This is a genomic window from Streptomyces sp. MMG1533, from assembly GCF_001279775.1.
GTDB lineage: Bacteria > Actinomycetota > Actinomycetes > Streptomycetales > Streptomycetaceae > Streptomyces.
Window position 1 is genome coordinate 59917 of sequence record NZ_LGDG01000210.1, and the last position, 15203, is coordinate 75119.

Consider the following 15203-nt stretch of genomic DNA (forward strand, 5'->3'; position numbering starts at 1 on the left):
CTCGCTCTCCGAGTCCACCCCGAGTCTTCGTCGCCCTGACGCCCCCTCCCCATGGCGCTCACGCGCTCACCTCCCGGCAGGCCCGGTAGAAGTCCTTCCAGTCGTCGCGCTCACGGACGACCGCCTCCAGGTACTCCTGCCAGATGACCCGGTCGGCCGCGGGGTCCCGGACGACGGCACCGAGGATGCCCGCGGCGACGTCGCCGGCCCGCAGCACGCCGTCGCCGAAGTGGGCCGCCAGGGCAAGTCCGTTGGTGACGACGGAGATCGCCTCGGCCGTCGAGAGCGTGCCGCTCGGCGACTTCAGCTTCGTACGTCCGTCGGAGGTGACGCCGTCGCGCAGTTCGCGGAAGACGGTCACGACGCGACGGATCTCGTCGATGCCGTCGGGCGCGGCGGGCAGGTCGAGGGAGCGGCCGAGCTGGTCGACGCGGCGCGAGACGATGTCGACCTCGGCCTCGACGCTCTCCGGCAGTGGCAGCACGACCGTGTTGAAGCGGCGGCGCAGGGCGCTGGACAGGTCGTTGACCCCGCGGTCGCGGTCGTTGGCGGTCGCGATCAGGTTGAAGCCGCGGACCGCCTGCACCTCCTGGCCGAGTTCCGGTATCGGCAGCGTCTTCTCCGACAGGATCGTGATGAGCGTGTCCTGCACGTCGGCCGGAATACGGGTCAGCTCCTCGACCCGGGCCGTCATCCCCTCCGCCATGGCCCGCATGACCGGGCTGGGCACGAGGGCGTCGCGGCTCGGGCCGTGCGCGAGCAACTGCGCGTAGTTCCAGCCGTACCGGATCGCCTCCTCCGGTGTGCCGGCCGTGCCCTGCACCAGGAGCGTCGAGTCGCCGCTGACCGCCGCGGCCAGGTGCTCGGACACCCAGGTCTTGGCGGTGCCGGGCACGCCGAGCAGGAGCAGGGCGCGGTCGGTGGCGAGGGTGGTGACGGCGACCTCGACCAGCCGGCGCGGGCCGACGTACTTCGGTGTGATCACCGTGCCGTCGGGCAGGGTGCCGCCGAGCAGATATGTGGCGACGGCCCACGGCGAGAGCTTCCAGCGCTCCGGGCGCGGTCGGTCGTCCTGCGCGGCGAGTGCGGCGAGTTCACCGGCGAAGGCGTCCTCGGCGTGCGGCCGCAACGCGACGGCAGGCTCCCCGTCAGGTACTTCCACAGACATCGGTTCCACAGACACAGACATGGCTGAGGCCCCCTCCAGCTCGGCCGGTTCGGATCTGGCACCAACCGTGCACCACGGCACTGACAATGCGATCTGACCTGCACAAACGCGCTGGCGAAGGCGTTCGCCGGACCGATTGTCAGTGGTGGGATCTACCTTCGATGTCATGACTCAGCAGGGGGTGCGCTGGAGTGCGGATCAGGTGCTGGCACTGGCGCCTGACGCCTCATCACGCAAAGCGGGAAGCAAACTCGGCGCGGCCGGGCCGTGGTCCGAGGCGGGAAGTTCCGGCGAGGGGACGGTGTGGGGGCTGTGCAAGGGCAGTGGCAGCAAGCCGTATCAGACGGTCGTCGACATCGCGGACGCGTCCGGCCCGGCGTACAAGTGCAGTTGTCCGAGCCGCAAGTTCCCGTGCAAGCACGCGCTCGGGCTGCTGCTGCTCTGGGCGGGCGAGGACGGCGTGGTGCCGGCCGCGCAGCCGCCGGACTGGGCCGGGGAGTGGATAGAGGGGAGAAGGCGGCGCGCGACGGAGAAGCGGGCCGCGGGTGCGGCCGGTGCCTCGGCGGGCTCCGGTGATCCGGAGGCGGCGCGGCGCAGGGCGGAGCGCCGGGCCGAGCGGATCACCGCGGGTGCCACCGAGCTGGAGCAGCGGCTGGCGGACCTGCTGCGCGGCGGCCTCGCGGGCGCGGAGCAGACGGGGTACGGGCTGTGGGAGGAGACGGCGGCCCGCATGGTGGACGCCCAGGCCTCCGGACTGGCGGCGCGGGTGCGGGAGTTGGGGGCGATTCCGTCGTCCGGTCCCGGCTGGCCGGTGCGGCTGCTGGAGGAGTGTGCCCTGCTCCACCTCCTCGACCAGGGCTGGCTGCGCCGGGAGCGACTGCCCGACGGCCTGGCGGCGACGGTCCGTTCCCGCGTCGGTCTGTCCGCCTCGGCGGACGGCCCGCCGGTGCGGGACAACTGGCTGGTCCTCGCCCAGTACGACACGGCGGACGCGCGCCTGACGACCCGTCGGACATGGCTGTACGGCGCCGAGTCGGCCCGTACGGCGCTGCTCCTCTCCTATGGCGCCGCGGGCCGCGCACCCGAACTCGCGCTCCCGGTGGGTCTTGCCCTGGATGCGGAGGTGTCCTCCTATCCGGGGGCCGGGCAACTGCGTGCGGCCCTGGGCGAGCAGTTCGCCCCGCCCGCTCCCGCGGCGACCCGACCGCCGGGGGTGACACCGGCCCGGGCGGCCGACCGTTACGGCGAGGCCCTCCGGGACGATCCCTGGCTGGACTCGGTCCCGGTGACGCTGGACCGGGTCGTCCCGACCCCGGACGGCGACTCCTGGCAGCTGGCGGACGCCGACGGGGACGAGGCACTGCCGATCAGTCCCACGGCCCGCTCCCGTCCGGGCCTGTGGCGGCTCGTCGCCCTCTCCGGCGGGGCACCCGTCAAGGTCTTCGGCGAGTGCGGCCATCGTGGCTTCACCCCGCTGACGGCCTGGCCGGAGGGGCCGGGCGAGGCGGTGTCCCTGTGCTGAACCGACGGCACCGCGACCGCCGTGCGGCACCGGCCGTCACCAGCAGAGCGCTCTGCCCACCGGCCTCGGCACCACCGCCCCCGACCGACGCAGGCCACCCACACCTGGCCTGCCCCACGGGACACACGCATCGGGTGAGCCTTCAACCACTTCCGGGCACCGCACGGAAAGGAACCGAATGAACAGCACCTCCGCTCCTGCGGACGCGCCCGCGCCGGGCGCCTGGGAGGAACTCGTCACGGCCGCGCTGCTCGGCACGGAGCGGCGCACACCGCCTGGCTCGGCGCCGGGCCGGGAGGCGCCGGTGGCGCTGCTGGACGCGGCGGCCGTGGAGACCGTACGACGGCGGGCCGGCCTGCGGCCCGGGCGGGCGGCCCGGCGTCCGGAACCGGCGGCCCCGGACCCGCGCCCGCCCCTGCCCGCCGCGGCGGCGCGCAGGCTGGCGATGCTCCTGGCCGACCGTCCCGGCACCGGCGGCGGTGGCCGCAGAGGCACGGCACCGGACCTGATGGAACTGCTGCCGCAGTGGCTGGCGGCGACGAATGACCGTGGTTTCGCCGCGCCTCCCGAGGTGCTGCCCGCCCTGCTGGACGCGGCCCGGGGACGTACGGACCTGCGGCCGGCCGCGCTGACCTTCGCGGGACCGCGTGCCGTGTGGCTGGCCCGGCTGAACCCGGACTGGCGGTTCGCCCTGCGTGCGACACCGGGCGGGGGCGCGGCACTGCCGCACTCCGAGGACACCGACAGGATCCAACAGCTCTGGCAGGAAGGGCTGTTCGCCGAGCGGGTCGCCCTGCTCGGCGCGATACGCGCCCGCGAGCCCGCCGCCGCACGCGAGTTGCTCACGACGACCTGGGCGACGGAGCGGGCCGAGGACCGGCTGATGTTCCTCGACTCGCTGCGTACGGGGCTGGCCGCGGCGGACGAGCCGTTCCTGGAGCAGGCGCTGTCCGACCGGAGCCGCAACGTACGGGCCACGGCGGCGGAGTTGCTGTCGGCGCTGCCGGGTTCGGCACTCGCGGCGCGGATGGCGGTCCGGGCCGGGGCGTGCGTGGCCGTCGACCACACGGGGGACGCACCGACCCTGGCGGTCGAGGCGCCGCACGAGTGCGACGCGAGCATGGAGCGCGACGGAGTCGTGTCCAAGGCTCCGGCGGGCCGGGGTGAACGGTCCTGGTGGTTCGGTCAGTTGGTGGAGGCGGCGCCGCTCGCCACCTGGTCGGCGCGACTGGGCGGCCGTACCCCCCGGGAGATCGTGGCTCTGCCGGTTGCGGACGACTGGCAGGGCGAGCTGCACGCGGCGTGGTGCCGGGCGGCGGTGCGGCAGCGGGACGCAGGGTGGGCGCGGGCACTGCTCGGGGCGCCCGCGGCACCGGAGGCCGGCGGTCCGGGCGCGGTGTCACTGGCCGAACGCGCCAAGCTGCTCGGCACGCTGGGCTCCGCCGAACGGGCCGAGTGGGTGGCCGGATTCATCTCGGCCCACGGGCTGTCCGAGGCGTTCCAGCTGCTCGGGGTGTGTGCCGTGCCGTGGGACGAGCCATTGGGGCGGGCCGTGGTGGACGCGCTCAACATCGCACGGGATGCCGGGAGTTACCCATGGAGTTTCAGTGGAGTGATGGGGCTGGCGGAACGCTGCCTCGCCCCGTCCGAAGCGAGCCGCCTCGACGGACTGCTGGCGGTGCCGGACGAACCGGAGGACGCCAGTCCCGGAGCCGGGGGCTACTGGGCGGAGGCCTTCCAGCGCCTGGTGACGACGTTGCGGTTGCGGGCGGCGATGGCCGAGGAGTTGGGGGCGTAGGCCCTCGGACGACAGGCACCCCGGCCCAGCCGCACCGCGCGACCGCCTAGGCCTGCGCCGGCTGACGCACGTTCGCGCGCACCCAGTCCACGATCGACTGCGTCGTCGCCCCCGGCGTGAAGATCTCCGCGACGCCCTTCTCCTTCAGCGGAGCGATGTCCGCCTCGGGGATGATCCCGCCGCCGAAGACGAGGATGTCCTCCGCGTCCCGCTCCTTGAGCAGCGCGATCACGGCCGCGAAGAGCGTGTTGTGCGCCCCGGAGAGGATCGAGAGGCCGATCGCGTCGGCGTCCTCCTGGATCGCGGTGTCGACGATCTGCTCCGGGGTCTGGTGGAGCCCGGTGTAGATCACCTCCATACCGGCGTCGCGCAGCGCCCGCGCGATCACCTTGGCCCCGCGATCGTGGCCGTCGAGCCCCGGCTTGGCCACCACCACGCGGATCGGACCGGCTGCCACACCCATCACTGCCTCCATGAAGCGACTACATCCATCCGTACCGACAAGTACCGCATCGGCAGGGAAGTGAACGAACGTTATCGCCAGGATCCCGCAACGGGCAGTTTCGCGGTGGATACCGAGGGGGAAATCACACGTGGGACACGTTCGGGAGCCGCGACGAGGTCGTCGCACCGCCGCGCCGCAGGCCGCGCGCCGCGGCGGTGAGGCGTTTCGGCGAGGGCACGAAGGGCACGCAGGGCAGGTAAGGCACGACAGCGGGGAGCCTCGTCGCCACACCGACAGGGAACCTCGTCAGGTCATCGGCGCACCACCAGCACCACCCGCACACCAGCACACCAACCGCATCGACAAACCCGGAAACACGCGCCGCGCACCATCCTCACCCCACGTGCCCCACTCGCGCTCCGTCGAAGACCTCCGCAGCGCCTCCCCACAAGGGCACACGGGGGACAGAGCCGTCCTGCCGTGTGCCGACAGGAGGTCGGCCATGAAGGTCACCAGGGCAGTACTGCCTTTTCTCCCGCTCTGCCAGCGTCTTCTCCCGGACAAGCTCCCGGGCAGACTGGCGGACCTTTCCCTGGCACTCCTGAAGGCGACTGCCCTGGAGATCGCGATCCTCGCGGGCCACCTGCTGCTCTATCCCTCCGGCATCATCCAGGAGCGCCGGTCCCCCATGCCCCCGCTCCCGTCACCGGACGACGCCGGCACGCCTCAGCTGCCCACGGAGGCCAAGCCCCCGGTCGTCCTGCTGCACGGCTTCATCGACAACCGCTCGGTCTTCGTGATGTTGCGCCGCAGCCTCGCCCAGCACGGCCGGCAACAGATCGAGTCGCTCAACTACTCGCCGCTGACCTGCGACATCCGCACCGCGGCGGAGCTGCTGGCCCGGCACATAGAGGAGATCTGCGAGCGCACCGGCAAACAGCAGGTCGACATCGTCGGGCACAGTCTCGGCGGGCTGATCGCGCGGTACTACGTCCAGCGGCTCGGCGGCGACCTCCGCGTCCGGACCCTGGTCACACTCGGCACCCCGCACTCCGGCACGCGGGTGGTGCCGCTGGCGAACGCGCACCCGATAGTGCGCCAGATGCGCCCCGGCTCGCAGCTGCTCGAGGAGCTGACGCGGCCCGCCCCCGGCTGCCGTACGCACTTCGTCAGCTTCTGGAGCGACCTCGACCACCTGATGGACCCGCTGGAGACCGCCTGCATCGACCACCCCGACCTGTCCGTGCAGAACGTCCGGGTGAGCGGCATCGGGCATCTCGCCCTGCCCGTGCACCCCGCCGTCGCGACCGGAATACGGCAGGTACTCGACACGGCACGGACAGCAACCGAGACGGACGCGCACGTCGGCGGCCTGACCGTGGCGTGACGCCGGCCGGACGACAGCCCGCGAACAGCCCCCCGACAAGCCGCGGACAAGCCGCGGACAGCCGAATCAGCCCGACCGACATCGAACACTCTTCGAACACAGGGCCAAACTCGCGCCCACAGTCCCCCGAAACACGGCCGAATGCCCGTTTCCTTCGGGCGCGAAACCTGACGAAGATTGTCGTGCCCGCGTACCGCCGGGTACAGTCACCGCACTGCTCTGGCAGCCCCTGTTGTCGAGGCGAAAGAGAAGTTGGTGAACGACCGTCACCCGTCGGGGACCATGACCACCCCGGCTCCGGCTTCCGAGGCCGCCTCGTCGCACTACGCGTCGTACGGCACCCAGGAAGGCCAGTACGGCGACTTCACCACGTACGGCAACTACGACGCCACCGGTTTCGACACGACGTCCGGCACCGGTTTCCAGACCGGCACCCACGCCACCGCGTCCTTCGAGGCCGACCCCCTCTTCGGCAGCATGCCCGGCGAGGCCACGGGCTCGTACGACTCCTCGACCTGGTCGACGGGCAGTCACCAGACCGTGAACTACGACGCGTACGCGGCCCAGCACCACGCCGCCTACGACACCGGTGCGTACGACACCACCGCCTGGAACACCGGCCACCAGCAGCTCTCCTCGATCCCGCCGCAGCCCACGAGCCCCGACGCCAGTGGCCAGTGGGACGCGAGCGCCTGGCTCCAGCCCGACCAGTCCGGTGGCCCGGCCGACCAGACCCAGCACTGGGAATGGGGCACGCAGGCCTTCGACACGGGCGCGTACGACGCCACGCAGTGGAACTCCGACGGCGCCGCCGCCGCGACCGGCCACGAAGAGTACGAGCAGCACGCGACGGCCACCTTCGAGCAGGTCGCGTACGACGAAGCCGCCTCGCACGACGGGGATTCGACCGCCACCGGCGTCCTGCCCGTCGAAGCCGACGCGCTTCTCCTCGACGAGCAGGAAGAAGTCACCCCGGCCGCCGCAGCCACACCGGCCGCGTCGCCCGCCCCGTCCTCGCGCGCCGCCGCCCGCGGCGCCTCCCGCTCCCGCCGTCGTACGCCGCCCAAGCGCTCCGCGCTGCTGACGGTGGCCGTGCCCTCGGCCTGCGTGATGGGCGTCGCGGGAATCGCGGCCGCGTCCGTCAGCGCCCTGGCCGACGACAGCAGCGACACGTCGACGACCGCGGCGGACGTCACCGCCGTCAAGCCGTCCGCCGCGAACAACAAGCTGGACTCCCAGCTGAAGAACCTCTCCGCCGGCGCCGACGACTTCGCCGACCGGGCCAGCCGTACGCAGGAACGTATCGACCTCAAGGCCCAGCAGCTCGCGGAGAAGAAGAAGGCGGCCGCCGAGGCGGCGCGCAAGGAGCGGCTGCGGCCCAAGTACGCGCTGCCGGTCGCGCAGCACGGGCTCAGCGCCTACTACGGCCAGTCCGGCATCAACTGGATGTCCGTGCACACCGGCATCGACTTCCCGGTCTCCTACGGCACCACGGTGATGGCCGCGACCGACGGCACCGTGCGGACGCAGTGGAACAGCGCGTACGGCAACATGATGATCGTGACCGCGAAGGACGGCACGGAGACGTGGTACTGCCACCTCTCCAGCTACCGCGTCGCCTCCGGTACGACCGTCAAGGCCGGCGACCCGATCGCGTACTCCGGAAACTCCGGCAACTCGACCGGCCCGCACCTGCACTTCGAGGTCCGGCCGTCCGGCGGCTCGGCCATCGACCCCCTGCCGTGGCTGCGCAGCCACGGGATCGACCCGACGTAGGACCCGGGGGCCGCAGCCCCCGGACCCCACCTCCTACAGCTTCTCCACCGGCGCGTACCGCAGCAGCAGCCGCTTCGGCTTGGTGTCCCCGAAGTCGATCGTCGCCTCGGCGTTGCCGCCCGTGCCCGTCACGCCCACGACCGTGCCGAGGCCGAACTGGTCGTGCGTCACCCGGTCCCCGACCGCCAGCGAGACGACCGGCTTCTCCGAGGTCCGGCGGGTGGCGAAGCCGGACGCGCCCGAGGCCGACGAGCGGGAGCGGGACGACGACAGCGAGGCCGCCACGCCGGACGCCGGACCCGAGGGCATCGGCAAGGTGGCGCCGGTGCGCTTCCAGTCGACGTGCTGTGCAGGGATCTCCTCCAGGAACCGCGACGGCGGGTTGTACGACGGCTGCCCCCACGCGCTGCGCATCGACGACCGCGTCAGATACAGCCGCTCCCGCGCGCGCGTGATGCCCACGTACGCCAGGCGCCGCTCCTCCTCCAGCTCCTTGGTCTGGCCGAGGGCGCGCATGTGCGGGAAGACGCCGTCCTCCATGCCGGTCAGGAAGACGACCGGGAACTCGAGGCCCTTGGCGGTGTGCAGGGTCATCAGGGTGATGACCCCGGAGCCGTCCTCGTCCTCGTCGGGGATCTGGTCGGAGTCGGCAACGAGGGCCACCCGCTCCAGGAAGTCGGAGAGCCCGCCGGACGCCTCCCCCTCCGCCGACTCCTGTTCGAACTCCAGGGCCACGGCGGCGAGTTCCTGGAGGTTCTCGATCCGGGTCTCGTCCTGCGGGTCGGTGGAGGCCTGCAACTCGGCGAGGTAGCCGGTGCGTTCGAGCACCGCCTCCAGGACGGTCGCCGGGCCCGCGCCGGACTCGACGACCGTACGGAGGTCCTCCATCAGCGTGTTGAACCGCTTCACGGCGTTCGTGGAGCGCGCGGCCATGCCGTACGCCTCGTCGACGCGCTTGAGCGCCTGCGGGAAGCTGATCTTCTCCCGCTGGGACAGGGCGTCGATCATCGCCTCGGCACGGTCGCCGATGCCCCGCTTGGGGACGTTCAGAATCCGGCGCAGCGGTACCGAGTCCTCAGGGTTGGCCAGCACCCGCAGGTAGGCCAGGACGTCCCGGACCTCCTTGCGCTCGTAGAAGCGGACGCCGCCGACGACCTTGTAGGGCAGGCCGACGCGGATGAAGATCTCTTCGAAGACACGGGACTGGGCGTTGGTCCGGTAGAAGACGGCGACGTCTCCGGCCTTCGCGTCGCCCGCGTCCGTCAGTCGGTCTATCTCTTCGGCGACGAACTGCGCCTCGTCGTGCTCGGTGTCGGCGACGTAGCCGGTGATGCGCGCGCCCGCGCCCGCGTTGGTCCACAGGTTCTTGGGGCGGCGGGACTCGTTGCGCTCGATGACGGCGTTGGCGGCGGTGAGGATCGTCTGGGTGGAGCGGTAGTTCTGCTCCAGGAGGATCGTCGTCGCGTCCGGGTAGTCCTCCTCGAACTGGAGGATGTTGCGGATGGTCGCGCCGCGGAAGGCGTAGATCGACTGGTCGGCGTCGCCCACGACACACAGCTCGGCGGGCGGCAGGTCGTACTCGTCGGGCGGTACGTCCACCGGGTGCTCGGAGGTGCCGACGAGCTCCCTGACCAGGGCGTACTGGGCGTGGTTGGTGTCCTGGTACTCGTCGACGAGGACGTGCCGGAAGCGGCGGCGGTAGTGCTCGGCCACGTCCGGGAACGCGCGGAGCAGATTGACCGTCGTCATGATCAGGTCGTCGAAGTCGAGGGCGTTCGCCTCGCGCAGCCGCGACTGGTACATGGCGTAGGCCTGGGCGAGGGTCTTCTCGAAGCCGTCGGTGGCCTGGGCGGCGAAGTCCTCCTCGTCGACCAGCTCGTTCTTGAGGTTGCTGATCTTGGCGCTGAAGGACTTCGGCGGGAAGCGCTTGGGGTCGAGGTCCAGGTCGCGGCAGACCAGGGCCATCAGACGCTTGCTGTCGGCGGCGTCGTAGATCGAGAACGACGAGGTGAAGCCGAGCTTCTTCGACTCCCGCCGCAGGATGCGCACGCACGCGCTGTGGAACGTCATCACCCACATCGCGTTCGCGCGCGGGCCGACGAGCTGCTCGACGCGCTCCTTCATCTCGCCCGCGGCCTTGTTGGTGAAGGTGATCGCGAGGATCTGGCCCGGGTGCACGTTCCGCTCGCCCAACAGGTGGGCGATGCGGTGGGTGAGCACGCGGGTCTTGCCGGAGCCGGCGCCGGCCACGATGAGCAGCGGGGTGCCGTGGTGCACGACCGCGGCGCGCTGGTTCTCGTTCAGCCCGTCCAGGAGCGCGGCGGGGTCCACCACCGGGCGCGGGGCGCCGTCGCGGTAGTACGCGTCCCGGTCCGGCGGCACGTCGAACTTCCCGCCGAACAGATCGTCCGGAACCGGCTCCGGTACGTGGTCGTCGTCGGGCGGCGGCGGGGGCTCCTCCTCGTGGCCCCGGGGGGCTTGGAGGTTCGCCAGGAAGCTGTCGTCAAAGAGGCTGCTCATCGCTCTCCGAGTCTAGGGCGCCCCACTGACAGCCCGCCGCCGCCCTGAGAACATCACCGGAATCGGGAGAAGGTCCGGAGAAGGTCCGGAGAAGGTCTCAAGCCGATCCCGAGCCGGCTCAGAAGGCGAGGATCTTCCAGAGCCGGCCGCCCGGTGTCTTCCTGCCCCCCTAGCCGCGTCCCGTCACGGTCGGCGATCGACCAGGCCGAGACATGGACCTTGCCGTCGTACGGGTCGACGGCCACGCCCGCCGGGAACGGCACCTTCACGCTCGTACGTGTGCCGTGCGAGACCTTCGTCACCTGGCCGGCGAAGAGCCGGCTGACGTACAGGTCGCCCTTGTCGTTGAAGCTTGTCGTAGAAGGCGGGCCGCCGATGGAGCCGAAGCCGGACTTCCAGCCGAGGATCCTGCCGGTCCGGGGGCCGACCTTCCAGACGCGCGCGGTGGGCTTGGCGGCCTCGTTGCCGTCGTGGTTCGGAAAGACCGTGAGGGGGCGCGCCCTGCCGCCGGGCGAGACCACGACCAGGTCGTTTCCGGCCGCGTCCGCAACGACCTTGCGTCCGTCGGGGAGGGCGAGGACGGCGTACGTGTTGGACTCCAGGGACGCCTCGGACGCCTTGTGCGGGTTGTGCCTGAACCCGACGGCGGAGATGTCCGCGGCGATCTTCGCCTTGCCGTGCTTGAGGTCCAGCACCTTGCCGAGCGTGTTCCAGTGCGGGGCCGTCGGAACTCCGGACTCCGGACTCCGGACTCCGACCTCCGGCCTCCGGCCTCCGGCGGGGCGTACGTCTCGACGCCCCAGACCTTGCCGTGCAGGGCGGAGACTCCGTCGAGGCCGGTCGCGTAGCCGCCGTCGGGGGCGGCGCCCGAGGGCAGCCCCTTCACCACCCTGTGGTGCTTCCCCGCCAGCCGGCGCGGCTTGTCGAGGCCGGTCGCGGTCACCCGGACGACCGGTTTGCCGCCCGGGTGACCGCCCTGTTCCGCACTGGCGGGCGCGGTGCCCGCGGTGACGGCGAGCGCGACTGGCCGGAAGTCAGAGCCCCGAAGCGGGCGGACGTCGCCACTCCGGTGAAAATACGCACAAGTCGTCGCAGATCACTCCGCATTTGCCGCGCCATGCGATGTCCTGACCCAAGGTCACGAAAATGTATCGGGCATATCGCACATCAACCTTCACAGGGACCACACCCGTTGGCTACGGTGCCGGACAGGCCGTACGACACCCACCGGCGAACGTCGCCGGGCCGCACGGCCTCCGCCGAGTCCGACGCGCCGCCGTGCGCCCGGAGCCGGGGACCCACCGACCTTGGGGTGAATCGACCCGACTCCCTTCCAGGGAGCGGCCGTAGGGCAAACCTTCCTAACCACCCGCCCGAACCCGACAGCTAACTCGGTAGGCGGAACGTGGAAGGAGTCGCCTCCCTTGGCGTCGCACCGCAAGTCGCGTCCTTCGGGTACGCGCGTAGCAGGCCTACGGACCCCCGCCCTTGCCACGGCGGCCCTCACCTCCGTGGCCCTGCTGTCCCAGACGGCCAACGCCGCCCCGTCGGCCGACGACAAACCGAGCCTCGAAGAGGTCGAGAAGAAGGTCGACGACCTGTACCGGCAGGCGGAGTCGGCGACCGACAAGTACAACGCCGCCCAGGAGAAGACCGCGAAGCAGCGCACGCGCGTCGACACCCTCCTCGACGACGTGGCCAAGCGCACGCAGAAGCTCAACGAGGCGCGCGAGGAGCTGGGCACCTTCGCCGCGGCCCAGTACCGGACCGGCGCGTCCGCCCCCGACACGGCGACCTTCCTGCTCGCGGACTCCCCGCAGGACTACTTCGACCAGACCCAGCTGATGGGTCGGATGACCAATCGTCAGAAGGGCGCGGTCGACGACTACGTCGCCGAGCAGTCCGCGACGATGAAGAAGCGCCAGGAGGCCACCCAGAGCCTGGAGACGCTCACCGAGTCGCAGGGCGACCTGAAGACCGCCAAGGCCACCGTTCAGAAGAAGCTCGCCGACGCCCGCGCGCTGCTGTCGCAGCTGACCGCCGAGGAGAAGGCCCGGCTCGCGGCGATCGAGAAGAAGAAGCAGGAGGAGGCCGCGGCCAAGGCGGCGGAGCTGGCGCGGCAGCAGGCGGCCGAGCAGAAGGCCCAGGAGGAGGCGGCGGCGGCTCAGCAGGAGGCGAGCAGCGGCACGTCGAGCTCTTCCTCCTCCACCGCCACGGACTCCTCGTACGCCACCAAGGCCGAGAAGGCGCTCGCCTTCGCCCGCGCCCAGATCGGCAAGCCGTACGTCTGGGGCGCCACCGGCCCCGAGTCCTACGACTGCTCCGGCCTCACCCAGGCCGCCTGGAAGGCCGCCGGCGTCGACATCCCACGCGTCACCTACGACCAGGTCAACGCCGGCACCACGGTCTCCCTCTCCGCCGCCCAGCCCGGCGACCTGGTCTTCTTCTACGACGACATCAGCCATGTCGGCATCTACATCGGCAACGGCATGATGATCCACGCCCCGAAGCCGGGCGCCTACGTCCGCGAGGAGTCCATCTTCTACGACGGCGAGTCGTCGATCTACAGCGTGGTGCGGCCGGCCTGACGCCCCGCCCGGAGGCGCTGCCGGCGGCCTACGTCGCCGGCAGGGCCGAGGTCACGTCCACAGCACCGCGATGAAGATGTTCGCCGTGGTCAGCAGACCCACCAGACCGAACACCCCCTTCTCCACCTTCTCGTCGTCCCGCTTCACGTAGACGAGCCCGAGGATCACGATCAGCAGGGCCAGCTTCACGCCGATCTTGATGTTGTTGACGGACTGGTCGTCGGCCTGGTTGAGGCCGACCAGGATCACACCGGTGACCAGCATCGTCAGGGCGCCGTGCAGCATCGCCGGGACGAAGCGGGCGGTGCCCTGGCCCATCGCCTTCAGCTGGGTGAAGAAGCCGCCGAGCAGCGCGGCGATGCCGATGATGTGCAGGCCGACGAAGAGATGGATGAGTACGTCCATGAGGCCGGAGCCTAATCAGGGGCTCGGGCACCACCCGACACCGCCCCGCCTCAAGGGCCCCCTCCTCCCCCTGCCTCGCCTCGCCGCCTCCCCGGTCGACCTGATCTCGCATATATGCGACCCGTAGCACCCCATCGCCCTCATGGGTCCGGATTCGGCACATCGGTCATCGCTCTGCGTGAAGCCGACGACACCGACGGCGGATCACGGTCACATACGGTCACCCATCGATCAGCTGGGAGAACTTCCGCACATCGCGTTACCCCGCCGTCACCGTCAGGTTTAGCGTCCTCCACCAGGTGACCGGCTCCCCACCGCCGCCCGGCCAGGGGCGGCAGTCGGCCACCACCGCCGAGAAGGTCCGGCGGCGTCCCGCTCCCCCTGTGCGGGCCGCCGCCGGACGCGTGACCGCCCCAGGGCGGCCGTACGTCCGCTCCGCTTGGCGTTCGTACGGACAAGGCGGTCGTACGAAAGGACGTGCAGTCCACGTGGCAGCGCACCGCAAGCCCCGTCAACGCTCGGTCAGTGGCACCAAGGCCCGTACGGCGGCGACCATCGCCCTCGCGGGCGCGGCGACCGCGACCGGCTTCGACGGGACCGGACACGCCGAGCCTCAGCTCACGCCGGCGCAGGTCAAGGCGAAGGTGGACAAGCTGTACCAGGAGGCGGAGGTCGCCACCGAGAAGTACAACGGCGCGAAGGAGAAGGCGGAGACGGCCGAGACCCGGCTCGCGAACCTGCGGGACGAGGCGGCGCGCAGGACGGAGAGCCTCAACTCGGCCCGGGACGCGCTGGGTTCGATGGCCGCCGCACAGTACCGCGACGGCGGCCTCGACCCCGCCCTGCAGCTCGCGCTCTCCGCCGACCCCGACCAGTACCTGGACGGGGCCGCGTTCGCCGAACGGGCCGGCAACCGCCAGGCCTCGTCCGTCGCCGGCGTGCGCGAACAGCTGCGGGAGATCGAGCAGCTGCGCGGTGCCGCCCACATCGAACTCGTCTCCCTGAACTCCCGTCAGGCGGAGCTGAAGCGGCACAAGGAGACGATCAACGGCAAGCTGGTCGCGGCCCGCCGCCTGCTGTCCCAGCTGCCCGCCGAGGAGCGCGCGCGGCTCGGTGAGGGCGGCGAACAGTCCCGCGCCTCCCGCTCCTCGACGGCGGCCCGCGACGGCCTCGCGGCACCCGGCTCCGCCACCTCCCAGGCACCCAACTCCCGTGCCGCGGCCGCCGTCTCCTACGCCTACGCCAAACTCGGCAGCCCCTACGTCTGGGGCGCGACCGGCCCGGACGCCTTCGACTGCTCGGGCCTCATCCAGGCCGCGTACCGCTCCGCGGGCATCTCCGTCCCCCGCACGACCTACGCCCAGATCGACGCCGGCCAACGCGTCTCCCGCACCGAACTGCTACCGGGCGACCTGGTCTTCTTCTACTCCGCCATCAGCCACGTAGGCATCTACGTCGGCAACGGCCAGATGGTCCACGCCCCCAACCCGTCGGCGCCGGTGCGGGTTGCGCCGATCAGCGAGATGCCGTTCGCGGGGGCGACTCGGGTGGCGTGAGGAGTGGACGGCCCAGCGGAGTCCACCACCAACTCCTC

General features: G+C 71.4%; 11 protein-coding genes and 1 riboswitch. Of the genes, 6 read left to right on the forward strand and 5 right to left on the reverse strand.

Annotated elements, in window-relative coordinates:
- Window positions 1-58: 58 nt before the first annotated feature.
- Window positions 59-1189: an ATP-binding protein gene (locus ADK57_RS20120; RefSeq protein ID WP_053750860.1), complete on the reverse strand. Its 1131-nt coding sequence runs from the start codon at window positions 1187-1189 to the stop codon at window positions 59-61.
- 145 nt (window positions 1190-1334) lie between these two features.
- Between ADK57_RS20120 and ADK57_RS20125 the strand changes: the two genes are divergently transcribed.
- On the forward strand, window positions 1335-2690 hold the full coding sequence (locus ADK57_RS20125; RefSeq protein ID WP_053750861.1) for an SWIM zinc finger family protein: 1356 nt from the start codon (window positions 1335-1337) through the stop codon (window positions 2688-2690).
- Between the two features lie 178 nt (window positions 2691-2868).
- Window positions 2869-4488 (forward strand): DUF5691 domain-containing protein, encoded by a 1620-nt coding sequence (locus ADK57_RS20130; RefSeq protein WP_053750862.1) that lies wholly within the window; start codon window positions 2869-2871, stop codon window positions 4486-4488.
- A 46-nt stretch (window positions 4489-4534) separates the two neighbouring features.
- Here ADK57_RS20130 and ADK57_RS20135 read toward each other — a convergent pair whose 3' ends face one another.
- Window positions 4535-4951 (reverse strand): cobalamin B12-binding domain-containing protein, encoded by a 417-nt coding sequence (locus tag ADK57_RS20135; protein ID WP_053750863.1) that lies wholly within the window; start codon window positions 4949-4951, stop codon window positions 4535-4537.
- A gap of 484 nt (window positions 4952-5435) precedes the next feature.
- On the opposite strand from ADK57_RS20135, the gene ADK57_RS20140 reads away from it, so the two are divergent.
- Both ADK57_RS20140 and ADK57_RS20145 read left to right on the forward strand, forming a co-directional pair.
- The gene (locus ADK57_RS20140) at window positions 5436-6320 is read left to right on the forward strand and encodes a lipase family alpha/beta hydrolase (protein ID WP_053750864.1); all 885 of its coding nucleotides are present in this window, start codon (window positions 5436-5438) and stop codon (window positions 6318-6320) included.
- Between the two features lie 255 nt (window positions 6321-6575).
- Window positions 6576-8096 carry a M23 family metallopeptidase gene (locus ADK57_RS20145; RefSeq protein ID WP_078973227.1) on the forward strand — a complete coding sequence of 507 codons (1521 nt, stop codon included), beginning with the start codon at window positions 6576-6578 and terminating at the stop codon, window positions 8094-8096.
- A gap of 33 nt (window positions 8097-8129) precedes the next feature.
- On the opposite strand, the gene pcrA is transcribed toward ADK57_RS20145, so the two are convergent.
- Both pcrA and ADK57_RS20155 read right to left on the reverse strand, forming a co-directional pair.
- Window positions 8130-10616 carry a DNA helicase PcrA gene (gene pcrA, locus ADK57_RS20150; protein WP_053750865.1) on the reverse strand — a complete coding sequence of 829 codons (2487 nt, stop codon included), beginning with the start codon at window positions 10614-10616 and terminating at the stop codon, window positions 8130-8132.
- 53 nt (window positions 10617-10669) lie between these two features.
- Window positions 10670-11311, reverse strand: a complete 642-nt coding sequence (locus tag ADK57_RS20155) for a hypothetical protein (RefSeq protein ID WP_053750866.1) — start codon at window positions 11309-11311, stop codon at window positions 10670-10672.
- Window positions 11312-11863: 552 nt separating this feature from the next.
- Window positions 11864-12033, forward strand: a riboswitch (cyclic di-AMP (ydaO/yuaA leader).
- A gap of 7 nt (window positions 12034-12040) precedes the next feature.
- Here ADK57_RS20155 and ADK57_RS20160 point away from each other — a divergent pair.
- Window positions 12041-13204 (forward strand): C40 family peptidase, encoded by a 1164-nt coding sequence (locus ADK57_RS20160; RefSeq protein ID WP_053750867.1) that lies wholly within the window; start codon window positions 12041-12043, stop codon window positions 13202-13204.
- A 51-nt stretch (window positions 13205-13255) separates the two neighbouring features.
- On the opposite strand, the gene ADK57_RS20165 is transcribed toward ADK57_RS20160, so the two are convergent.
- Window positions 13256-13609: a hypothetical protein gene (locus ADK57_RS20165; RefSeq protein ID WP_053750868.1), complete on the reverse strand. Its 354-nt coding sequence runs from the start codon at window positions 13607-13609 to the stop codon at window positions 13256-13258.
- Between the two features lie 488 nt (window positions 13610-14097).
- Here ADK57_RS20165 and ADK57_RS20170 point away from each other — a divergent pair, with 488 nt between their 5' ends.
- On the forward strand, window positions 14098-15165 hold the full coding sequence (locus tag ADK57_RS20170) for a C40 family peptidase (RefSeq protein ID WP_053750869.1): 1068 nt from the start codon (window positions 14098-14100) through the stop codon (window positions 15163-15165).
- The last annotated feature ends 38 nt before the right edge of the window (window positions 15166-15203 follow it).

What these genes read in the sequence shown, in the direction of transcription:
- pcrA (WP_053750865.1), bottom strand. Translation starts at nt 10,616, where the DNA reads ATGAGCAGCCTCTTTGACGACAGCTTCCTGGCGAACCTCCAAGCCCCC.
- ADK57_RS20130 (WP_053750862.1), top strand. Translation starts at nt 2,869, where the DNA reads ATGAACAGCACCTCCGCTCCTGCGGACGCGCCCGCGCCGGGCGCCTGG.
- ADK57_RS20125 (WP_053750861.1), top strand. Translation starts at nt 1,335, where the DNA reads ATGACTCAGCAGGGGGTGCGCTGGAGTGCGGATCAGGTGCTGGCACTG.
- ADK57_RS20165 (WP_053750868.1), bottom strand. Translation starts at nt 13,609, where the DNA reads ATGGACGTACTCATCCATCTCTTCGTCGGCCTGCACATCATCGGCATC.
- ADK57_RS20135 (WP_053750863.1), bottom strand. Translation starts at nt 4,951, where the DNA reads ATGGGTGTGGCAGCCGGTCCGATCCGCGTGGTGGTGGCCAAGCCGGGG.
- ADK57_RS20140 (WP_053750864.1), top strand. Translation starts at nt 5,436, where the DNA reads ATGAAGGTCACCAGGGCAGTACTGCCTTTTCTCCCGCTCTGCCAGCGT.
- ADK57_RS20120 (WP_053750860.1), bottom strand. Translation starts at nt 1,189, where the DNA reads ATGTCTGTGTCTGTGGAACCGATGTCTGTGGAAGTACCTGACGGGGAG.